The 2578-nt window shown below is 69.0% G+C and carries 2 protein-coding genes; both read left to right on the plus strand.

Annotated elements, in window-relative coordinates:
* The first annotated feature begins 190 nt into the window (after nt 1-190).
* On the plus strand, nt 191-1585 hold the full coding sequence (locus D7V88_RS40555; protein WP_120545833.1) for an undecaprenyl-phosphate glucose phosphotransferase: 1395 nt from the start codon (nt 191-193) through the stop codon (nt 1583-1585).
* Between the two features lie 117 nt (nt 1586-1702).
* The coding region (locus D7V88_RS43415) for a GspE/PulE/PilB domain-containing protein (protein ID WP_504815042.1) at nt 1703-2578 on the plus strand (876 nt) is incomplete at its 3' end.

Consider the following 2578-nt stretch of genomic DNA (forward strand, 5'->3'; position numbering starts at 1 on the left):
GGTCGGCCCCTCACTCCCACCCCGAGTGTTGGGTGCCCTCCGGGGCAACCCCTTGGTTTTACGGAAAAACCCGTGCTAGGACGCCGCGCGGGGGGCGGTGTCGGGCAGGTGACGGTGCCTGGAGTCCAGGGTGCGCGTCTTGCAATGGAAGCGGCGGTCCCCCCCGTCCCTTCCGACAGGAGTCACCGCGGTGTTTGGTCGCCTGCAGCGCTTCTACACGTCCATCAAGGTCGCCGCCGACGCGGGGATGCTCGCGGTGGCGTTCGTGCTCGCGTACTTCACCCGCTTCAGCGGCGTCATGCCCATCACCGAGGGCATCCCTCCGCCGGGCGAGACGTTCGTCTCGCTGGTGATGGTGCTGATCATCTTCCCGGTGACGTTCCAACAGGCCCGGCTGTACGCGACCAACCGCTCGCGCACGCACATGGGGGAGCTGTTCGAGCTCTTCAAGGCGACCATCACCGCGACGCTCGTCCTGGTGGCGGTGACGTACTTCATCCGCGAGCGCTACTCGCGACTCACCATCGCCATCTTCGTCGTCTACGCCTTCACGCTCATCGCGCTGTCGCGGCTGGCCTTCCGGCATGTGCTCAGCGAGGTGCGCCGGCGCGGCTACAACCTCAAGTCCATCCTCGTCATCGGCGCGGGGGAGCTGGGCCTGCGCACCATCGAGACGGTGGAGAGCCACCGCGAGCTGGGCTTCCGCGTGGAGGGCGTGCTGTCGCTGAAGGAGGAGAAGGTCGGCCAGTGGGTGGGCGGCGTGCGCGTGGTGGACCACGTGCGCAACGTGGAGGCCTACCTGGATGCGCACCCGGTGGATCAGGTCATCATCGCCATGCCGCTGGAGGACCAGGCGCAGGTGAAGCCGCTGATGGAACAGCTCGCGCTGCGCACCGTGGACGTCAAGGTGGTGCCGGACCTGTTCCAGTACATCACCCTGTACGGCGGCCTGGAGGAGTTCGGCGGCCTGCCCATCATCAGCCTCCAGGGCGACCCCATGGACGGCTGGAGCCGCGTGGCCAAGCGCGTGTTCGACGTGCTGTTCTCGCTGCTGGCCATCCTGGTGAGCGCGCCCGTGATGGCGGCGACGGCGCTGGTGGTGTGGATGACGAGCCGCGGCCCCATCCTCTATCGCCAGGAGCGCATGGGCATGGACGGGAGAACCTTCCCCATCCTCAAGTTCCGCACCATGCGCATCGACGCGGAGGTGCAGGGCGCCACCATGGCCAGCGCGGTGGATGCCCGGCGCACGCCGGTGGGCACGTTCCTGCGCAAGTACTCGCTGGATGAGCTGCCCCAGTTCTTCAATGTCCTGCGCGGCGACATGAGCCTCGTGGGGCCCCGGCCGGAGCGCCCCGTCTTCATCGAGGAGTTCAAGCGCCAGATTCCGCGCTACCACCTGCGCCACAAGGTGAAGGCGGGCATCACCGGCTGGGCGCAGATCAACGGCCTGCGCGGCCAGACGTCCATCCAGAAGCGCATCGAGTACGACCTGTACTACATCGAGAACTGGTCGCTCCTGATGGACCTGAAGATCCTCCTGCGCACCGCGCTGGGCGGCTTCCTGTCGAAGAACGCGTACTGACCGGGCCGGACCGCCTGTGCCCGGGAAGGGCCAGGCAGGCGGGCAGGGAAGGCGTGGAAGTCGTATTCGTGCGCACCCTCTTCACGTGCCGCGAAGCCGTCTAGAATCCGTCGGCACATGGCCGACAAGCTTGGAATGACGCTGGTCCGAAAGGGCCTCCTGACGCAGGCGCAGCTCGACCAGGGGTTGGGCATCCAGCTCGTCCATGGGGGCCGCCTGGGCACCCGGCTGGTGGAGCTGGGGTTCCTCGACATCGAGACGGTGGGCATGGTGCTAGGGGAGCTGACCCACTTCCCCGTCGCGATGGAGGCGGACTTCGACGCCGTCACGGAAGCCACGCTCAAGCTGCTGACGGCGGACCAGTCGGAGAAGCATCAGGCGTTCCCGCTCGCGGTGGAGGGCCGGCGGCTGAAGGTCGCGATGGCGAACCCGCTGGAGCTCCAGACGACGGACGCGCTCGGGTTCATCACCGGGATGCGCATCGTGCCGTACGTCACGCCGGAGCTGCGGCTGTTCCACTACCAGGCGCGCCACTACGGCATCGACCGTCCGCACCGGGCCCTGCCGGCGCCCGCGCCCGTGCCCATCCGTCGCTCGGTCTCCGTGGCCACGGTGCCCCTGCCGCCGATGCCGGCTCCGTCCGCTCCTGCTGCCGCGCCGGTGCGTCCGGAGCCGCAGTTGCCCGCGATGTTCGGGGGGCTCGCGCCGGGGCAGTTCCTCAGTGATGACTCGGAGGTGGAGGACGCGGCGCCGGCCGTGGCCAGCGCGCCCATGCTGTCCTTCGACAGCCCCGAGGAGGAAGAGCTTCCGCAGATCGTGATGGGTGAACCCGTGCGTGCGCCGACGGGGGGCGAGAGCTTTCGTCCGGGTGGGGTTCCCACCCTGGGGCCCGCGCGTCCTCCGGCGGTGGCTGCGCCTCCGGTCGTGGCGGCCCAGCCTCCGGGCATGGTGGCTCGGCAGGGTGGGGCGCCGGTGGTCGCGGGGCCGGGTGTG

Origin of the sequence: Corallococcus terminator (assembly GCF_003611635.1) — a bacterium.
GTDB lineage: Bacteria > Myxococcota > Myxococcia > Myxococcales > Myxococcaceae > Corallococcus > Corallococcus terminator.